We start from the raw sequence: 13429 nt of genomic DNA, 5'->3' as shown, positions 1-13429 counted from the left end.
CACCAAGGCGACCTCCATGCACTATCCCCACATTGCCCTGCTTAAAACCAAGTGCCTTTTTCTGGTTGTGGTCATGCACTGCGTCATGTTTTACGCCACGCCCTTTCCGTTCTGGAAGCTCTATGCGGATACCCCGCAGCCCTGGGCGGATTTGTTCACGGCCATCTCCGGCTCTACCCTTATCCAGTGTTTCATGTTTGCCTCGGGCTTTCTGTTTGCCGCCTCGTGGGATGCCGGCAAGCGCACCCCCCTGCAACACGCGCTGCACAGGGGGCGCAGGCTCCTGCTGCCCTGGTTTGGCGTGGGCATGCTCTGGGTAGCCCCGCTCTACACGCTCTTTTCCATCCCCGCGTTTGGGCATCCGGCAGACGCAACACTGCTTGAAACGTGGAAATCCGTTGCGCTTGGCCTGTTCACAGATCATCTGTGGTTCTTGCTGGTGCTGTTCTGGATCACCCTTTTCTGGATTATCGCCCTGTGGGTTCTGCAAAAGCTGGGGCGCGACACGGCACTTACCGGCGGCATGGTGGCCTTGGTGGCCGCACTGTGCTTGCAGAACTATGGCGGCTGGCTCAAGTGGTATTGCCTGTGGGAAGCGCCTTCGTTCATTCTTTGTTACTACATGGGCATTGTGGCTTTCAGAAATCACGAGGCCCTCAATGCCTTGTGCCGCGCCCGCCCGCTGGCTCTGGGGCTTGGGCTCACGGCTTTGATCGTTTTGCTGTGGCCCTATGCGGGCGCGCCTGTGAGCGGGTGGATTGTGTCCCTGCTTTGCGCCTTGCTGGTGTACCATATGTTTTTACTCACAGCCGGGCTGTACCCGCTGGTGCAGTTGTTTGCTCCTTTTGCATGGTTTGAGCGCAACGGCTTTCGCTTTTATCTTTTTCATCTGCCCACGCCCCTGCTGGTCTTCATGTGGCTTTACAAGCCCTTGCAGCTGCCGCCCGTTGCCTTTGTATTACTGAACATTACCATCACCCTGACCGTAACAACGGTCATTGTTATTGCCAGCCGCAAGCTGGAAGAAAAACTGGGCATAAGACTATAACAGTATTCGGGATCAGGCGTTTCATCTCCCTGTGCATGGGATCATAGTTCCTGACGCGCATATATTGCGGTACTGCGCCAATCCTTTCCCCGGAGGGAATGCCATGATGGGATTCTTGAAGCTGGTGTTGGCATTTGCGCCCTGGCTGTCGTTTCTGATCATTGCGCACGGCAGCATGTTTCGGCTGGAGCTTGGCCTTGGCATCGCTCTGGCCCTCAGCATCCTCATGGGGGTGCTCAAGCTGCACCGGGGGGTGATACTGTGGGTGGGGCTGGCCTTTTTCAGCGCGGCATCCATACTTGTGATCGGCTTCCAGAACATGTGGACAGTGCGGTACATGGGTGTGCTGGCCAATGGTGCGCTGGCGCTTGGCACATGGGCAGGGGTCGTCATGCGCAAGCCTTTTACCCTCGATTACGCCAGGGATCACACCGATCCGGCGCTCTGGGATTCCCCTGTTTTTCTGCGCACAAACATGATTATTACTTCTGTCTGGGGTGGGGCCTTCACCTGCAATGCCCTGCTGGCGTGGCTAAAAATGAAGCAGCTCTTTTTTTCAGAACTTGCCTACGAGCTGATTTCCTACACCCTGCTCCTGGGCGTAGCCGTATTTACCCAATGGTATCCGGCCTATCTGCGGCAGTTGAGGGCCAGTCAGCAAACGGCGGCGTAACACTGCCCACGCATTTTACAAACAACGCACGAACACCCAATAAGCAAAGGACTGCCCCATGATCAAGCGCAGTCCTTTTTTTGCAGATGCCGCTTTCGACAATAAAAACGCGCAGGTCAGAGTAAATATCTGCCTTCAATTCTGGTTGTCGCACTACCGCCAAACAGCACTTTGCCCGCAGCTTCCTTCAGCTTGACCACGTTGAATGCCGTCTTTTCCGCATTTTGCTCGACTGAAACAGCGTTGCCGTTCCACAGGGAATTTTTAAGCATATAATAGGCAAAAGCAGAATTTCCCGACCCTGTCGCCGGATCTTCAAGATAGCCAAACCGGGGCGCAAAAACCCGTGTGCGCATGATATTCTGGCTGTTTGCAACCTCGGAACTAAAAACAAGAATAATATCCACTTCGCTGTCGATGCAAAATTGCTTCAGCGCGGCTTCATCCGGGTGCATGGCGAGGACAGTTTCCAGCGAGGCAATGGGTACGATCAACGTGCGCAGGCCCGCGTCAATACACTCCACGTTCAGATCTTTTCTGATCTCTGAGGTTGAAACTGCCAGATGTTGCGCAACCGCGTCCATGTGTGGCTTTACAGGCAGTTCAACCTTGTCTGGCGCTGTAATGAACACCGCGTCAGAGGTGGAAATTTCGTTATAAACCTTCAGGCTGCCCTTGCTTGTGCTGATGGTTATTTCCGGTTTCTGCAGCAGAATTGGGTTGTTGGCGATCAGGTCGTACATGCAGGCAATTGTGCCGTGCCCGCAAAACGCAACCTCGCACTGGGAAGAATAATAGCGCAAATGATAGTGCGCATCTTCAACCGGGGTGCAAAATACCATTTCTGATACAAAGCCCTCATGTTCCTTGGCCACAGCCAGCATGTCCTTATCCGCCAGGGGCCGCCCTTTTTCAAGATACAAACAAGCTGCCGGGTTTCCAGACGAAAAATGCGAGGTAAAGGCATCTATCTTTTTATACGGATAACTGCTCACTTTTGCTCCTTATGGCAAAAGGGATGTGGAGTGGCGCTGACCATTATTAGTGGTGGCACCCGCAAGCTGTTGCGGCAGAATATTTTACGCCTTGCAAAATACTGCGCGCATTGCGTATTGGCAAGCATTCCGATTGGGTGTATGCGCTTTACCGCGTCATGAACGAGCCCGCCAACGGCCCATATTTTTTGCAACAGCCGAGGATGTTACGCATGAGAAAAATCGCCCTGATCCTTGCCCTGATGATGAGCACCTTTATGCTCACCGCCTGTGGCTCCAAGTACATTGCCGTTACCAAGGATTACACCATCTACATCGGCACCAAGAAGCCCGTTATCAATCCCGAAAACGATTCTGTGAGCTTTGAGGACGACACAGGCAAAACCCACACCATCCCCCGCGAAGACTTGAAGCAGGTTCGTCCCCTGCCCTAGCGTTTTTTTGCCTGACCGCCCAAGCGCGGCAAGCGTACAAAAAAGCAGCCGCCTTACAGCTCCATCTGGAACCGTAAGGCGGCTGCCTTGATTTATGCTGTAAAACGGAATTTAGAACACGGGCACGATGCCGCGCTCAACCAGATTCTTCTGGATGTATTCCTTCACTTCGGGGGACTGCACGGCCTTCATGAGGGCCTTGGCCTTGGGGCTGTCCTTGTCTTCATTGCGCACAACAATGATGTTGGCGTAGGGGGATTCGCTGCCTTCCATCACCAGAGCGTCACGCGAAGGCACCAGACCGGCTTCGCCAGCAAAGTTGGTGTTGATGACCGAGGCGGTCACGTCGTCAAGGGTGCGGGGCAGCTGGGCCGCGTCAAGCTCGTGGAACTTGAGGCCAAGGGGGTTCTTGGTGATGTCGGCCACGGTAACGAGCGCGCCGGGCTTGATGGTGATTACGCCGTTGGCTTCGAGCAGGCGCAGGGCGCGGGCTTCGTTGGTGGGATCGTTGGGCACGGAAACGCTGTTGCCCTTCTTGAGGTCGGCAAGCTTTTTGATCTTCTTGGAATACACGCCCAGGGGTTCGATATGCACCTTGCCGATGGAAACAAGGTCAAGCTTCTTTTCCTTGTTCATGTTGTCAAGGTAGGGTTCGTGCTGGAAAAAGTTGGCAAACAGCTGCTTGCTGGCCAGCGCCATGTTGGGCTGCACGTAGTCGGTAAATTCCTTGATGACGAGGTTGTAGCCTTCCTTGGCAAGCAGAGGCTTGGCCGCCAGCATAATGTCCTTATGCGGAAAGGGGGTCACGCCGACAACAATGTCTTCAGCGGCGAACGAGGGGGCGGCCAGCGCCAGAACCATGGCCAGAGACAAAAGCAGACGTTTCATAAGCGCTCCTGCAAGGGTAAAGGGTAAAAAAGTTCACACGCCGCCGCAGGCCCTACCGCAAAATCTTGTACAGGAAGTTGCAGACGCCCTGAATGAGCAGCACGAGAAGGCAGAGAATAATGACCGAATACACCATGATATCGACCTGAAAGCGGTTGTAACCGTATTTGACGGCCAGATCGCCCAGCCCGCCGCCGCCCACGGTTCCGGCCATGGCCGAATACCCCAGCAGCGTAATGGCGATAACAGCCACGTTCAGCACAATGGAAGGCAAGGCTTCAGGAATCAGCACGCGAAAGATGATCTGCGTGTTGCTGGCCCCAAAAGACCGCGCAGCCTCAATGACTCCCCTGTCCACCTCAAGAAAACAGGTTTCGATAAGCCGCGCCACAAAGGGGGCGGCCGCGATGGTCAGCGGCACTATGGCCGCCGCGCTGCCAATGGAGGTGCCCACCACAAAGCGGGTGAAGGGAATGAGCGCGATAAGCAGAATGATAAAGGGGAAGGAACGCAGCAGATTGACCACAAAATCCACGGCCTGATAGACCGAGCGGTTGGGCTTGAGGCCGATTGGATTGGTGACGATCATGAGGATAGCCAGCAAAAAGCCCGAAATGAGCGAAAACAGCGTGGAGAGCAGCACCATGTCCAGCGTTTCCCACGTTGCCGTAATAATCTCCGGCAGCTTGTCCAGAAACCGCTCCCACAGCGGGTAGTAGGCCGCAAGGCCGCTCATGTTCTCAATCATGCTTGTTCACCCGGGTTTTCAGAATAGGCCAGAATCTCCCAGAACAGGTTCTGCGTTTTCAGATACTGCAGCACTGCGTCCAGGTCTTTGTCCTGCACGTTGATGATAAGAAAGCCGAAAACATCATCGAGGTAGCGCTCGAGCTTGCCGCCAACGATGGAAAAATCAATGCCCAGCGTGCGCGCCATCTGAGTGATGACGCTCTGCTGCGAAATTTCGCGCGGGAACATGAGGCGGATGTTGGTGCCGCCGGGGATGAGCGTATACTCGTCCTCCACCATGGCCTGCATTTCCTTGGTGGGCGACAGAAAGAGATTTTCCGTCTTGCCCATGGCCACGGTTTTACCGCCATCCAGCATGAGCAGGCTGTGGCAGAGGCGTTTGACCACTTCCATCTGGTGCGTGACCATAATGATGGTGAGGTTGAGCCGCTTGTTGATGTCTTCCAGCAGATCCAGAATGGACGAGGTGGTTTTGGGATCAAGGGCGGAAGTGGCCTCGTCGCACAGCAGCACACGCGGGTTGAGCGCCAGGGCACGGGCAATGCCCACGCGCTGTTTTTGCCCGCCGCTCAGGCTCTGCACACGCTGTTTGGCCCTGTCGGCAAGGCCCACAAGCTCAAGCAGCTCCATGACGCGCTCTTCGCGCTTGGCGCTACCCCACAACGAAAGCGGAAAGGCCACGTTGTCGAACACGTTTTTGCGGGACATGAGATTGAAATTCTGAAAAATCATGCCCATTTTGCTTTGCAGCATACGCAGGGCCGTGCCTTCAAGGGAGGCAACTTCAACGCCCATGACTTTGACACTGCCCATCTGGTAGGGTTCCAGGCCGTTAAGGCAGCGCAACAAGGTGGACTTGCCCGCGCCGGAATGCCCCACAATGCCGAAAATCTCCCCCTCGTGCACGTGCATATTGATCTCTTGCAGCACAAGGTGACTTCCGTAGAGCTTGCCAAGATTGGTTACCTGAATCATGCGATGGTTCCTGAGCCTGTTTTCGGTGTCGCCAGACAATGCGATATTTGTCCGCGAAAGTAAAGAATTCACGCAGGCACAGCATGAATAACCCGGTATTCTACCCCAAGGCGGCGTTCAAAATCAAGCTGCCAGCGGAGGCCCCGCATGCGGCGGCGCGCAGGGGCAAACAAGGCACCCGATGGCTCATGTCGTAAGGGTATTATCCGCGATGCCTCGCACAGTTCCGTTACCACGCTCCCCTTGCCGCCCTTACGTCACTGGATGCCACAGCCAGCATGTGATGCCGGTCATGGACAGCCATGCGCAATGGTGACACAACCATTGGCGCAATTGTTTACCTGAACAGTCTGAAAGGATATTCCGCCATGAACACATCCGCCGATTCCGCGCAAAAGGCTGCACAGCCCACAGCGCCAGCGTATACCCCCCACGCGACCAAACCTCCCAAACGCCGCATCACCCCCACCCTGCTGCGGCGCGGCGTACAGGGCGCATTCGCCATTTTTCTTGTTTGGGTGGGCTGGAATTTTTACCTCTACGTGCAGTGGGCCACGGGAAAAAGCCAAGCGTTCACGCCCAAACCACCCTCGGTGGAGGGCTTTTTGCCCATCAGTGAACTCATGGCCGCGCGCCGCCTGTTTGAAACCGGCATGTGGGACGTTGTGCACCCTGCCGGGCTGACGCTCTTTTTGGCAATAGCCCTCATGGCCTTGCTGTTCCGCAAGGGATTTTGCGGCTACATCTGCCCTGTGGGCCTTGCCTCCAACCTGTTGGGCCGCCTTGGCGAGCGCCTGGGTCTGAACCACAACCCGCCGCGCAAGCTGGAGCTGGCGCTCCAGGCCATCAAGTATATTCCACTGGCATTGCTGTGTTATTTCAGTTTTTTTGCCATGAGCGTGGACGAAATTGACTCTTTCATGGGCGCACCATTCAATATGGTTGCTGATTCAAGCATGCTGTTTTTCTTTTTGCGGGCGTCAACCACGACCTTGATTGTGGTTGGCGTCATTGTGGCGGCCTCGCTGGTGGCGCGCAATGCGTGGTGCCGTTTTCTCTGCCCTTACGGGGCGTTTCTGGGCATTCTGGCTTTGGCAAGCCCTGTGGCGGTACGCCGCAACGCGGCTACCTGTACGAGCTGCCGCCGCTGCCAGCGCGCCTGCCCTTCGGCCATCGCCGTGCACGAAAAAACGCGTGTCAATTCGCCGGAATGCCTTGGCTGCACCGCCTGTATTGAGGCCTGCCCGCAAAAAGACTGCCTCCACCTTTCCGCGGCCCGCAGCCGCGTGCCCTTCTGGACAGTTGCCGTTGGCTGCCTTGTGGTACTCTTCGCCGTGTACCTCTGGGCCGTGGGCACCGGGCACTGGGTTTCAGAAATTCCCCCAGGCATGCTGCGGCGCTTCCACATGATCCAGTTTGGTGGATAGACGGCCACTCGCCTCAGGAGTTTATAAAAAAAGCATGGCGGCAAAGGTATTCCCTTTGCCGCCATGCTTTCATTTATGATTGGGCTTTAGCCTTTTACCAGACCGGAGCTTCTGCCGGGTCGCGCTTGATATGGCAGGCCTGACAATCCGTTGCACGTGGCTTTTCAACCTTCATGCGGGTGTGGCAGTCCATGCAGCGCTGGTGGTAGGCAGCCTTAAGCAGGGGCCTGCCGTCCGGCATGGTGGTTACGCCTGCGGGCAGATTCGCGGGATGGCACGAAACGCAACGCGGCGGCGTCATGCCCTCTTTAAGGCGCGGGCTGTTGTGGTGGCAGGCGGCGCACTCCAGGCCATCCTTGGCATGCATGCCTTGCAGGCCTGCGGCCTTGCGGCCAATGCCAGCCCGCAGCTTTTGCAGGTGCTGCGCATGGGCAAAGTCCACAGGGCGGAATTCCTTGCTCATAAGCTCTATGCGTACCTTTTCGGGCAGACCGTCAGAGACCGGCCCAAGCTTGGGCGCGTCAGACGCCTCAACGGCGGGTTGAGCGCTTTGGGCAGGAGGCGGCGTTACCGCAGGTTGCAAGGCCTTGGCCGCAGCAGCGTTGGCTGCCGGGTCGGGCTTCACAGCCGGATTTTTGTCCGGCGGCGGCAACAGAATGGCCGAAGCCGCAAGCGCTGCTTCCGAAGCGTCGGCAGACTGCTGCGCAGCCTTCACCGCAGCGTCCACTGGCAGCAGGATTGCTGAAGGCGCAAGCTTGGCGTTCTGCTGCGCATTTTGGGCGGGCAGATTTTGCGGCAGGGCCGGGGCATCCAGCCCAACGGTTCCATTGGTGGCAGCCGTACCTGTTGTGGTCGCCGCTGCGGCGGCCTGAGGCGAAGGCAGATTACTGGGCAGCATCAGCCCCATGGTGCCCTTCACGCCGGGGGCGGCGCGGTGGCAGAAGGCGCAGTTGCTACCGCTCTTGCTCACGGGCCTTGGCGTATGGCAGCCCGCGCATTCCGGCGCGGAGGTGGTCAGGCTGGTGTGGCAGTTCACGCAGGAATTTTTGGACGTAACAGAGTGCATGGCCTGCGCCAGCGGAATGTTCTTGCCCTTGGGGTCGCCGCTGGGCGTATGACAGGTGATGCACGACTGCTTGACGCTGGTGTGGTGGCAATCCACACAGTTGAGCGCCCTTTCGTGCAGGCCGTGGTCAAAGGGCACGGCAGGCATAACCGTAGGCCACTTTGGCCCCTGCGGATACAGCGGCGAAAGCGGCACCTGGGGCGGCGTGACCTTGTCGGTCAGCACCACGCCCGTGGGTCTGTCCATGGTCATGATGGAGGGGCTGGCCTCAAAGCGGGGCAAGGCCTCAAAACGCGCCTTGTCATGACAGGTGGCGCAGTCCACAGGGCCGTGCGGCAGCTTCTGCTCCGCAAGCGAAGCGTGGCACTTCATGCACACTTCATGCGCGGCGGCGCGCAGGGGCGGCGGCGTATAGGCGGCATCCCTGGTGGCAAGGGCCGAGCCGGGACCACTTTCGTGACAGGTGCGGCACGAATCAATGTTTGGCGGCAAGGTGGGTGAAAAATCCTTGGCATGGTGACAGGTCACGCAACGCTGGGGATCGTTCTCCGCCAGAATTGCACCGGGGGCCAGACCGGGCTGCGCCTTTACGGGGAACGCGCCGGAGGTCAGATGCCGCTGGTGCAGGGAGGCGTCCATCTGCGGCTTGTAAGGCTTTTGCGCGGGCAGCTTTGCAGCATCGGCAATGGTGTGACAGTCGCGGCACTGCGCAAGGGACGGGCCAGCGCCCTTTTGCGCATGGCACGTAGCGCAGGCCGCATGAAAGGCCTCCTTGCGTGCGGCAGGATCGCTGGAATTCACTCCCGCAAAGGCACTGAACACAGGCGTTTGCATAATATTGACAGGCAGGCCCGCGCTGTTCTTCTCCACGCCGGGATTAGCCGCGTGGCAGCTCGCACAGGCGTTGGCCTTGGCGTGGGCCGCATGGTCAAAGGCCACAACAGGCATTTTCAGTTCCTTGGCGCGCTGACCGCCAAGGTAGATGGTGTTGCCCGCCAGAGGCGCGGAAGCAGCCTGGACACCAACAGCAGAAAAACACAGCGCCGCAGCAACCAACGCGCTGGCGGCCACAAACCGCATGGCGCAAGCAGAAACGAGGGCTGTACTACATATGGTTCGCATTAACTCCCCCTTGGGGACTTTGATCAGAAAAACCATCAGCGCAGCAACCGTGCAAACTGGCAACGGGGCGCACACCACAAAAAAACATGCCCGGCAACAAGGTGCAGCAAGAGCCAGAGTCCATACCCCGGTATGCCCGAGCGGGCAAGCAGGCCAGTGAACGGCAGCAGCACCAACAGGGCCATAAGCCGCCAGTCCGCCTTGGTGGCGGCGGCGCGCAGATCGGCCAGCAGCAGGTGACGCAACGGCAGGGCCAGCGCCCCAAGCGTCAACAGCACAGCAAGGCCGTCCGCCCAGCGAAAGGCCATGCCCGGCCAGTCAAACCCAAGGCCGCGCCCGATAAGCACCGCATGGCCGGGGGCAAACAGCACCACCACTAGCGCCATAAACACCAGCCAGAAGATGGCGTCGTTGACCAGCACACGCACAGGCCACTGCCCGCGCAACAGATCAAGCGGCACAAGGCGCGCACGCCAGCGGGCCGAGAAATCCGAGGGATTGCAGCCGCTTGCCTTGCACTGGCGCAGGCGCATCACGCACCCGGCCAGACATCCCAGCAGGGATATGAGCAGCCCCCAGCCAGTAAGAAAGGATATCAGCGTTGTCATAACGTGCTCCAGCCTAATCCTTGCCGTTCAGAAACAGGTAAAAGCCCAGCAGGCCGAACAGGGCAAAGCAGATGAAAATAAACATCCAGCCCGTGCCGGACATCAGGGATGCGTAAAGCGAATAAAATACCGTTTGCATGGCATCCTCCCTGTCAGGCTTCGGGTTTGTAGTCAGGGTGATCGCGCAATACGGGCATCTTGGCGCACGCGAAGCGATACACCGTCACAAGGCCCACCAGCATGAACAGCGAGAGCGTGATCTCGCCCAGCGAGGGAAAATACTTGAGGTGCGTGGGCAGATTGTAGTTGTAGGCCACAAGGCTCACGTCCATGCGGTTGAGCATGACCCCGAACACAGACAGCCCCGCAGCGAGGCGGATCATGCCGTAACGCCGCTCGCGCACGCCCACGGCAAACATGAAGGCAGGCACGATGACCAGGGCCATTTCCAGCAGCCACAAAAGGCCGTAACCGCTGAACACGTACTTCCAGCCGTTGTCGAGGGTGAGGCCGCCGATCTTGATGACAAAATAGCCCATCATCACCAGCGATGCGCCCCGCGCAAGGCTCAGACTCACGCCGTCAAAGCTCTTGGCGTGGTTCTCGTCCATGTACTTGTGCATGCCGGCGTGGGCCAGCGTGCCTTCAAAAATCACCATACTCAGCCCGGCATAGAGGCTCGACACAAAGAAATACACGGGCAGCCATGACGAGTACCACAGGGGGTGCATCTTTGAGGGAACCATCACATACAGCCCGCCCAGCGAAGACTGGTGCAGGGTCGAAAGGATGATGCCCAGCGCCACCAGCGGCATGATCAGCTTCATGAGCATGGCGCGCAGTTTTTTCCACCCCAGCCACTCGCAGGGAATCACAAACCACAGCACCGCCATGACGCAGAGGTAAAAGAACTCGCACACGCCCACGGTAAACAGGAGTGATGTGGTACCCTGTGACACAAACACAGGATACGGCAGCCGCCAGGGCTGGCCCACGTCGTACAGCAGATCGGCAATAACAAAGGCGTAGCCGAAAAAGGCCGTGGTCAGCGCAGGCCGCCACATGGAACGCAGATTGTTGAAGCCGAAGATGTAGTAGCCCGCCGCCAGCGTAAAGCCGCCAGCAGCAAGGGCCACGCCGCACAAGAGGTCAAAGCCGATCCACAGGCCCCAGGGATAATAATCGTCCAGGTTGGTGACCGCGCCGATGCCCCAGCCAAAGCGCATGACCGTGGCCACGGCTCCGCAGAACAATATGACGGCTGTGATGATGTTGCCCGGCGTGTTGAGCAGGCCAAGCGTGTTTTTCAGCAGTTCCGAAGGCTTCAGCATTGTCCGCCTCCCTGGCCCTTTTCAGGATTATGGTCAGCGGGCTTGCAGCCGCAGGCTTGTGCGCCGTCTTCTGCATGAGCAGGGCCAGCGCAACTCTGGCTTTTTGCCTGCTGCGCACCTTCGCAACGGGCCTGCTCCACCATTTTTTTGTAATGCTTGCTCATGGAATACGCGCCGCCCAGAATCACCGGCCAGATACCGGCAATAACGGCAATGGAGCCAAGCATGCCGCGCGTAAGTTCCGGCGCGGAAACAGCGGGCACATCCGGCTGCCCCAGATCGGCATGCGGCACGGGCGAGAGGTAGAGCCAGTTGGTGCCGCCCATCTCGTGTTCGCCATAGATGTGGTCTTCGTACATGCCGGGATTGTCCATGATGCGGCGGCGGGCCAGTTTGACAAGGTCGCTGCGCCGCCCAAAAACCAGAGCCTCCTTGGGGCAGGCCTCCACGCAGCCGGGCAACAAGCCCTGTTTGAGACGCGGGGCGCACATGGTGCACTTGTACACCAAGGGATTCCAGGCATTGTTGTAATCGTAGGCTGGCACGTAAAAAGGACAGGCCATCATGCAGTAGCGGCACCCCACGCAGAGCTTGGGGTTGTACACCACCGGGCCTTCCTCTGTTTTTACAAAGGCTTTGACAAAACAGGCCGAAGCGCAGGCCGGTTCCTGGCAATGATTGCACTGCAACTTGCGGAACACGGGGGCATGCCCTTCCGGCTGATATTTGTTGACCACCGTATAGGCCTTGAAGGTCGGCCTGCGGGTCTGCTCAAATACCGAACTGTCGTCAACGGGCTTTTCCAGAGGCGGCAGCACGTCGGCATTGACCTTCTGGCAGCCTTCCTCGCACTTGCGGCAGCCGATGCAGCGCACTGAATCGTGCAGTACGCCCACGGCATCGGGGCTGCCGTCATAGGCAAAGGGGGCTGCCCCGGCTGCACCGGGAAGCGCTGCTCCGGCCACGCCGCCGAGGCCCAATATTTTCAAAAACTGTCTGCGCCGCATGGCGATCCTCCCCTGCTTGCGCATTGCATCATTTCATGCCCCATGTCTGCCGTGGGGCAAGCCGCCAAGGCGGCGCCGTAAACACGCCCCTTCGGCCTATGGGCTGGCAATGGCCCCCACGTCCTCTTTTTCCGCCAGAAAGGCGGCGTAATCCTCCTCGAGGTAGCGGGTGGAATACAGATACACCGTGCCCACGGAGCTTTCCGTAAACCTGATGTCCGCGTATTCCCCGGTTTCCGCCATATCGCGCAGGCACTGCTGCAAGGCTTCGGCCTCAAAAAGAAAAGGCGGGTATTCAAAGATCTCAAGGGGCACAGGCCGGGGGTAGTCGCGCGAGCTGTCGCGCACCACGCTGGCGACCTGCACCATCCTGTTGTTGGCTGTGGAAAGAATACCCGCATACAGGCTGCTCATCTGCGGCTTGTAATGATAGTATTCCTTGCTGTCCCAGGCGGTAAAAGCCGCCACGTCTTCATCTTCCGCCAGCAGTTCGGCCAGCAGGGCCGCCGCGTATTCGCGCTCCACCACGCGGGGAGCGGTTGCGGCCTCTGCGGGTTCTGCCGCAGGTGCAGATTCCGTTGCCTGCGCCGGTTCAGCTCCTGGCTCGGCCAGCGCCTCAGCGGGATGCAGCAGCGAACTCAGCAACTGCCTGCGGCTCAGCAGACGGCGGGTTTTACGCAGGCCCGGTACTTCCGGGTCAGGGGCCGAGCCGGGCTGGGCCTTTTCCATGGCCTTGATGCGGGCCATATCTGCGGCCACGGTTTGGGAATCCGGCCCTTCAAAACGGGGATCGGGCAGGGTTTCCAGCTCCTGACGCACCTGGGCAACGGTAACGGGCGGCGCAAGCGCTGCGCGCTCCATAAATGCGGCCAGCAGTTCATCGGCGGTCACAAGGTGTTCGTCACTGCTGAAGTCGGCCAGTGTTTCCACCAGCAGAACCTTGTCGGCCTTGCGCTGATCCACCAGTCGGAGGCCTTCGGCCTCTTCCACATGGTGGGAGGTGCCGATCGGCCCTGTTTCCGGGACGGCTGCGCCGCCCCCGTCAAGGGGGGCGGCCGCTTTCGCCTGATTCTGGGCCTGATTCAGATCGTTCATAGGCTCTCCA

The 13429-nt window shown here is 58.6% G+C and carries 14 protein-coding genes; 4 read left to right on the top strand and 10 right to left on the bottom strand.

Features of this window, described 5'->3' with window-relative positions; all coding sequences use genetic code 11:
- The first annotated feature begins 16 nt into the window (after positions 1 to 16).
- Both QZ383_RS01150 and QZ383_RS01145 read left to right on the top strand, forming a co-directional pair.
- Positions 17 to 1048, top strand: a complete 1032-nt coding sequence (locus tag QZ383_RS01150; RefSeq protein ID WP_291442341.1) for an acyltransferase — start codon at positions 17 to 19, stop codon at positions 1046 to 1048.
- A gap of 103 nt (positions 1049 to 1151) precedes the next feature.
- A complete protein-coding gene (locus QZ383_RS01145) occupies positions 1152 to 1721 on the top strand; it encodes a hypothetical protein (RefSeq protein WP_291442339.1) in 570 nt (189 codons plus the stop codon).
- A 116-nt stretch (positions 1722 to 1837) separates the two neighbouring features.
- Here QZ383_RS01145 and QZ383_RS01140 read toward each other — a convergent pair whose 3' ends face one another.
- Positions 1838 to 2716 carry a PhzF family phenazine biosynthesis protein gene (locus QZ383_RS01140; RefSeq protein WP_291442337.1) on the bottom strand — a complete coding sequence of 293 codons (879 nt, stop codon included), beginning with the start codon at positions 2714 to 2716 and terminating at the stop codon, positions 1838 to 1840.
- A gap of 212 nt (positions 2717 to 2928) precedes the next feature.
- Here QZ383_RS01140 and QZ383_RS01135 point away from each other — a divergent pair, with 212 nt between their 5' ends.
- On the top strand, positions 2929 to 3150 hold the full coding sequence (locus QZ383_RS01135) for a YgdI/YgdR family lipoprotein (RefSeq protein WP_192111434.1): 222 nt from the start codon (positions 2929 to 2931) through the stop codon (positions 3148 to 3150).
- Positions 3151 to 3261: 111 nt separating this feature from the next.
- Here the strand turns inward: QZ383_RS01135 and QZ383_RS01130 are convergent, their stop codons facing one another.
- Genes QZ383_RS01130 through QZ383_RS01120 form a run of 3 tightly spaced genes read right to left on the bottom strand, consistent with a single transcriptional unit; the run spans position 3262 to position 5763 of the window.
- Positions 3262 to 4038: a MetQ/NlpA family ABC transporter substrate-binding protein gene (locus QZ383_RS01130; RefSeq protein WP_240824687.1), complete on the bottom strand. Its 777-nt coding sequence runs from the start codon at positions 4036 to 4038 to the stop codon at positions 3262 to 3264.
- Between the two features lie 52 nt (positions 4039 to 4090).
- Complete coding sequence (locus tag QZ383_RS01125) at positions 4091 to 4786, bottom strand: methionine ABC transporter permease (protein WP_022658505.1); 696 nt, start codon at positions 4784 to 4786, stop codon at positions 4091 to 4093.
- Positions 4783 to 5763: a methionine ABC transporter ATP-binding protein gene (locus QZ383_RS01120; RefSeq protein WP_291442331.1), complete on the bottom strand. Its 981-nt coding sequence runs from the start codon at positions 5761 to 5763 to the stop codon at positions 4783 to 4785. Before QZ383_RS01120 ends, QZ383_RS01125 begins: the two co-directional genes overlap by 4 nt.
- Positions 5764 to 6131: 368 nt before the next feature.
- Here QZ383_RS01120 and QZ383_RS01115 point away from each other — a divergent pair, with 368 nt between their 5' ends.
- The gene (locus QZ383_RS01115) at positions 6132 to 7190 is read left to right on the top strand and encodes a 4Fe-4S binding protein (RefSeq protein WP_291442329.1); all 1059 of its coding nucleotides are present in this window, start codon (positions 6132 to 6134) and stop codon (positions 7188 to 7190) included.
- A gap of 94 nt (positions 7191 to 7284) precedes the next feature.
- Here the strand turns inward: QZ383_RS01115 and QZ383_RS01110 are convergent, their stop codons facing one another.
- From QZ383_RS01110 to QZ383_RS01085, 6 genes are all read right to left on the bottom strand, one after another.
- Positions 7285 to 9378 carry a cytochrome c3 family protein gene (locus tag QZ383_RS01110; RefSeq protein ID WP_291442327.1) on the bottom strand — a complete coding sequence of 698 codons (2094 nt, stop codon included), beginning with the start codon at positions 9376 to 9378 and terminating at the stop codon, positions 7285 to 7287.
- Between the two features lie 35 nt (positions 9379 to 9413).
- The gene (locus QZ383_RS01105; RefSeq protein WP_291442324.1) at positions 9414 to 9986 is read right to left on the bottom strand and encodes a hypothetical protein; all 573 of its coding nucleotides are present in this window, start codon (positions 9984 to 9986) and stop codon (positions 9414 to 9416) included.
- A 13-nt stretch (positions 9987 to 9999) separates the two neighbouring features.
- Positions 10000 to 10125: a hypothetical protein gene (locus tag QZ383_RS01100; RefSeq protein WP_022658500.1), complete on the bottom strand. Its 126-nt coding sequence runs from the start codon at positions 10123 to 10125 to the stop codon at positions 10000 to 10002.
- A 13-nt stretch (positions 10126 to 10138) separates the two neighbouring features.
- Positions 10139 to 11317: an NrfD/PsrC family molybdoenzyme membrane anchor subunit gene (nrfD, locus tag QZ383_RS01095; RefSeq protein ID WP_291442323.1), complete on the bottom strand. Its 1179-nt coding sequence runs from the start codon at positions 11315 to 11317 to the stop codon at positions 10139 to 10141.
- Positions 11311 to 12324, bottom strand: a complete 1014-nt coding sequence (hmcB, locus tag QZ383_RS01090; protein ID WP_291442322.1) for a sulfate respiration complex iron-sulfur protein HmcB — start codon at positions 12322 to 12324, stop codon at positions 11311 to 11313. The genes nrfD and hmcB overlap by 7 nt, the downstream gene beginning before the upstream one ends.
- Before the next feature lie 96 nt (positions 12325 to 12420).
- Entirely contained in the window at positions 12421 to 13419 is a 999-nt protein-coding gene (locus QZ383_RS01085) for a hypothetical protein (protein WP_291442321.1), read from the bottom strand.
- Positions 13420 to 13429: the final 10 nt, after the last annotated feature.

The sequence above is a fragment of the Desulfovibrio sp. genome (assembly GCF_019422935.1).
Taxonomy (GTDB): Bacteria; Desulfobacterota; Desulfovibrionia; order Desulfovibrionales; family Desulfovibrionaceae; genus Desulfovibrio.
This window is presented reverse-complemented; position numbering and strand designations above follow the sequence as displayed.

Bases quoted from the DNA above. Each gene is read 5' to 3' on its own strand.
- QZ383_RS01150 (WP_291442341.1), top strand. From the start codon at position 17: ATGCACTATCCCCACATTGCCCTGCTTAAAACCAAGTGCCTTTTTCTG.
- QZ383_RS01145 (WP_291442339.1), top strand. From the start codon at position 1,152: ATGATGGGATTCTTGAAGCTGGTGTTGGCATTTGCGCCCTGGCTGTCG.
- QZ383_RS01135 (WP_192111434.1), top strand. From the start codon at position 2,929: ATGAGAAAAATCGCCCTGATCCTTGCCCTGATGATGAGCACCTTTATG.
- QZ383_RS01130 (WP_240824687.1), bottom strand. From the start codon at position 4,038: ATGAAACGTCTGCTTTTGTCTCTGGCCATGGTTCTGGCGCTGGCCGCC.
- QZ383_RS01125 (WP_022658505.1), bottom strand. From the start codon at position 4,786: ATGATTGAGAACATGAGCGGCCTTGCGGCCTACTACCCGCTGTGGGAG.
- QZ383_RS01120 (WP_291442331.1), bottom strand. From the start codon at position 5,763: ATGATTCAGGTAACCAATCTTGGCAAGCTCTACGGAAGTCACCTTGTG.
- QZ383_RS01115 (WP_291442329.1), top strand. From the start codon at position 6,132: ATGAACACATCCGCCGATTCCGCGCAAAAGGCTGCACAGCCCACAGCG.
- QZ383_RS01110 (WP_291442327.1), bottom strand. From the start codon at position 9,378: ATGCGAACCATATGTAGTACAGCCCTCGTTTCTGCTTGCGCCATGCGG.
- QZ383_RS01105 (WP_291442324.1), bottom strand. From the start codon at position 9,986: ATGACAACGCTGATATCCTTTCTTACTGGCTGGGGGCTGCTCATATCC.
- QZ383_RS01100 (WP_022658500.1), bottom strand. From the start codon at position 10,125: ATGCAAACGGTATTTTATTCGCTTTACGCATCCCTGATGTCCGGCACG.
- nrfD (WP_291442323.1), bottom strand. From the start codon at position 11,317: ATGCTGAAGCCTTCGGAACTGCTGAAAAACACGCTTGGCCTGCTCAAC.
- hmcB (WP_291442322.1), bottom strand. From the start codon at position 12,324: ATGCGGCGCAGACAGTTTTTGAAAATATTGGGCCTCGGCGGCGTGGCC.
- QZ383_RS01085 (WP_291442321.1), bottom strand. From the start codon at position 13,419: ATGAACGATCTGAATCAGGCCCAGAATCAGGCGAAAGCGGCCGCCCCC.